This window comes from Nocardioides sp., assembly GCF_036374615.1.
Taxonomy (GTDB): Bacteria; Actinomycetota; Actinomycetes; order Propionibacteriales; family Nocardioidaceae; genus Nocardioides.
Genome location: NZ_DASUTK010000012.1, coordinates 1 through 3,738, shown reverse-complemented (window position 1 = coordinate 3,738; position 3,738 = coordinate 1). Strand labels below are relative to the sequence as shown.

The following is a 3,738-nucleotide window of genomic DNA, read 5'->3' as shown; positions in this document are numbered from 1 at the left end:
GCGCCGATCATCGGGATCACGTCCAGCAGCGCGACCACGAACGCCAGCGCCACGGCGTACTCGCCGAGGCCGACGATGAACAGGAAGATCAGCGACGAGATACCAGCACAGCTGGCCACCACGAACGCGCCGGAGACGTAGCCACCCACGCTCGTGATCACCCGGTCGCCGAGCTTGGCGACGCGGTCCCGACGCGACGCGGGCGCGAGCCGGTAGAAGGCGTGCTTGGTCTTCTCCAGCGAGGAGATGAAGTACAGCATCAGCACGGTGACGATGAACGCGTTCGCGACGGCCGACAGCACGGCCAGGCCGACGCCCAAGACCCCGCCGAACACGCTGCTGGCGTAATCACCCTCCTCGACGTAGTCGCGGATCCGGTCGATCACGTCGTACTTCGCGTCGAGCTCTTGCACGGTCCGGTTCCGCTGAAGCTGGTCCAACCAGCCGGGCGCGCTGCGGCTCAGGGCGGCGACCTGGTCGCTGATCACGGGGACGATGGCCAAGACGAACAGCCCCAGCGCGATGAGTACCCCGACGATCACCGTCAGCACCGCCCACGACCGCTTCATCCCGCGACCGACGAAGAACTCGACTACCGGGTTGAGCCCCGCGGCGAGGAACATCGCGACCAGGATCAGCACCAGCACGGACGAGATGGCCAGCACTTGAGTGCCGAGCCAGTACGCCAGTAGTACACCGAGCCCGCCGAAGAAGCCGATGTAGAACGGCGAGTGCCGCTCGAACGGCACGCCTGGCGTGCCGAACTCCCGGTGCTCGGTCTCGGCCGCCGACTCCTTCTCGTCGGGCTCTCCGTCCGCCTTGCTCACTTCTGGTCGTCCTCGCCGAAGCCGTCGACGACGTCGCGGAGGGAGGCGAGCTGAGCGGCGATGGCGTCGCGCCGCTTGGTCATCCGCTCCACCTCTGCCTTCACGGCCGCGAGCTCTCGATCGGCTTCGGCGGTACCGGTCGCGGAGATCGACTCGGCCTGGGTGCGGGCGGAGGTGACGATCTGCTCGGCCTCGCGACGGGCGCGAGCCAGCATCGCCTCGGCCTCGGTCTGGGCCTGCTGCCGATGGGCGGTTGCCTGCTTGGTGGCCTCCCGGGCGCGGTCCTCGGCTGCGGCTGCTCGCTGCTCGGCCTCGGCCACCAGCCGCTGGGTCTCGGCGGTCGCGCTGGTGTGGTGCTCCGCCGCCTCCTTGGCCAGCCGCTCCTTCTCGACCGCGAGCGTACGACGGGCCTCCTGCAGCTCGCGGTCGGCGGTCGCCCGCAGCTGCTCGGTCTCGCGCTTGGCGCTGGTCCGCAGGTCGTTGGCCTCCTGCTGCGAGGCCAGTCGGAGCTGGTCGGCCTCGCGCTTGGCCGAGGCCAGCAGGTCCTCCGCCTCGGCCGTGGCGAGGCTGCGCTCCCGCTCGACCTCCACGCGGACCCGCTCGCGGGCCTCGTCGAGGTCCTTCAGCTGAACCAGCCGCATGTCCTCGGCCTCGCGCGCGGCGTCGGCGCGGATCGCTGCCGCGTCACGGGTGGCATGGGTGCGGATGTCCTCGGCGTCCCGCTCCGCCGCAGAACGGATCTCGGCGGCCTCCTCCTCCGCGAGTCGCAGCATGGCCGAGGCCCGACCGCCCAGCCCGGCGTACGACGGGCTGAGGTTCTCCTTCAGCTGCTGGCGAGTCTCCTCGACCTGGCGCTCCAGCTCGATCACGCGACGCTCCGACTCGGTGAGTGAGCTCGAGAGGCCGGACTTCTCCGCGAGCAGCTGCCGCACCCGGTTGTCGACCGCCGCTCGGTCGTAGCCGCCCCGGCGCACGGTCGGGAAGCCGGAGGTCGACGTAGCGGTGGGGGGAACCGGTGGGGGCAGTGTGCGCGACGGTGCGGGTGCGGGTGCGGGACGCGACGCGGGAGCCGAACGAGGTACGACGGGAACCGGCTGCGTCGGTTCGGTGTCGACCTGGGGCGCTGGTGCCGGCTCGGCCTGAACGACCGGGATCACCTGGGTGGGCTCGGTGTCGGCACCGGTCGGCGGCGCTGCGGCTCGCTTGCCGGCGCCGGCAGCCGCACCCGTGTCCGTGCCTGAGTCGGCCGCCTCGCCCGACCCGGTGTCGCCGTTGGTGTCCGGCTCGTCGTCGTCGTCGAAGATGGACAGGCCACTGTCGCTCATGGGTGCGCTTCCTCTTCCCCGGGATCGTGAATTGGTTGCCGGGCCCAAGTCTCCCCGATCCGGGACCTCGATCCCAGCACGCCTCGCCCGCGGCGACGGCAGGCGCGCCCTCACACACCCCGGAAGCGGTTGATGGCGTCGACGTGCTGGGCGCGCATCTCCTCGTCGGCCACGCCGTGGCCCTCCTCGGGTGCGAGGCAGAGCACGCCGACCTTGCCCTGGTGCTTGTTGTGGTGGACGTCGAGGGCGGCCTGGCCGACCTGGTCGAGCGGGTAGGTCCGCGACAGGGTCGGGTGGATCCTGCCCTTGGCGATCAGCCGGTTGGCCTCCCACGACTCGCGGTAGTTGGCGAAGTGGGAGCTGATGATGCGCTTGAGGTTCATCCACAGGTAGCGGTTGTCGTACTCGTGCATGTAGCCCGAGGTCGACGCGCAGGTGGTGATGGTGCCGCCCTTGCGGGTGACGTAGACGCTGGCGCCGAACGTCTCCCGGCCCGGATGCTCGAAGACGATGTCGATGTCCTCACCCCCGGTGAGCTCACGGATCCTGGCGCCGAACCGCTTCCACTCCCGCGGGTCCTGCTCGGTGCCCTCGTCGTTCCAGAACCGGTAGCCCTCCTCAGAGCGGTTGATGATCAGCTCCGCTCCCATCCGCCGGCAGATCTCGGCCTTCTCCTCGCTCGACACGACGCACACCGGGGTGGCTCCGCCGTGCAGCGCGTACTGGGTGGCGAAGCCGCCGAGCCCGCCCGAGGCCCCCCAGATCAGGACGTTGTCGCCCTGCTTCATGTTCCCGCCGTTGGCGCTGACCAGCTGGCGGTACGCCGTGCAGTTCACCAGTCCGGGGGAGGCGGCCTCCTCCCACGTGAGGTGCTCGGGCTTGGGCATCAGCTGGTTCGCCTTCACCAGCGCGATGTCGGCCAGCCCGCCGAAGTTGGTCTCAAAACCCCAGATCCGCTGCTCCGGGTCGAGCATCGTGTCGTTGTGACCGTCGGGGTGCTCGAGCTCGACCGAGAGGCAGTGCGCGACCACCCGGTCACCGGGCTTCCAGGAGTGGACCCCGACGCCGGTCTTGAGCACCACGCCCGAGAGGTCGGAGCCCACCACGTGGTAGGGCAGGTCGTGCCGGGCGGTCAACGGCGACATCCGGCCGTAGCGCTCGAGGAAGCCGAACGTCGGGAGCGGCTCGAAGATCGAGGTCCAGACGGTGTTGTAGTTGATCGCACTCGCCATCACCGCCACCAGCGCCTCGCCCGGGCCCAGCTCCGGGAGCGGGACCTCGTCGACATGCAGGCTCCTGCGCGGATCCTTGTCGCGGCTGGCCAGGCCCTCGAAGAGGTCGACCTCGTCCTTCTTCACGAACGCGGCCCGGTAGGACTCGGGCAGCTCGAGGCCGGCGAAGTCCTCGGTGGTGGCGTCCCGGGACTGGATCGCTTCCAGGATGGTGTGCACGGTCACTCCTCGATCGGCCCGCAAGGGGGTTGGTGGAAGGCTGGCGTGAAGATAACGAGGCAGCACCGTCGGCGCAGCCAGGTGTGACGCACCTAATGCGGTGCCGTCTGGACGGGCTCGACAGGCTGGACGGGC

General features: G+C 70.0%; 3 protein-coding genes. All 3 read right to left on the bottom strand.

The features are described from left to right. Positions 1-827, bottom strand: an 827-nt coding sequence (locus VFZ39_RS00580) for an AI-2E family transporter (protein ID WP_330863770.1), incomplete at its 3' end; no start/stop codon positions are given. Next, complete coding sequence (locus tag VFZ39_RS00575; RefSeq protein WP_330863769.1) at positions 824-2,152, bottom strand: hypothetical protein; 1,329 nt, start codon at positions 2,150-2,152, stop codon at positions 824-826. The genes VFZ39_RS00575 and VFZ39_RS00580, both read right to left, overlap by 4 nt. 110 nt (positions 2,153-2,262) lie before the next feature. After that, the gene (gene ccrA, locus VFZ39_RS00570) at positions 2,263-3,603 is read right to left on the bottom strand and encodes a crotonyl-CoA carboxylase/reductase (protein ID WP_330863768.1); all 1,341 of its coding nucleotides are present in this window, start codon (positions 3,601-3,603) and stop codon (positions 2,263-2,265) included. Positions 3,604-3,738 lie beyond the last annotated feature (135 nt).

Coding starts and splice junctions, on each gene's coding strand:
- VFZ39_RS00575 (WP_330863769.1), bottom strand. CDS start 2,152: ATGAGCGACAGTGGCCTGTCCATCTTCGACGACGACGACGAGCCGGAC.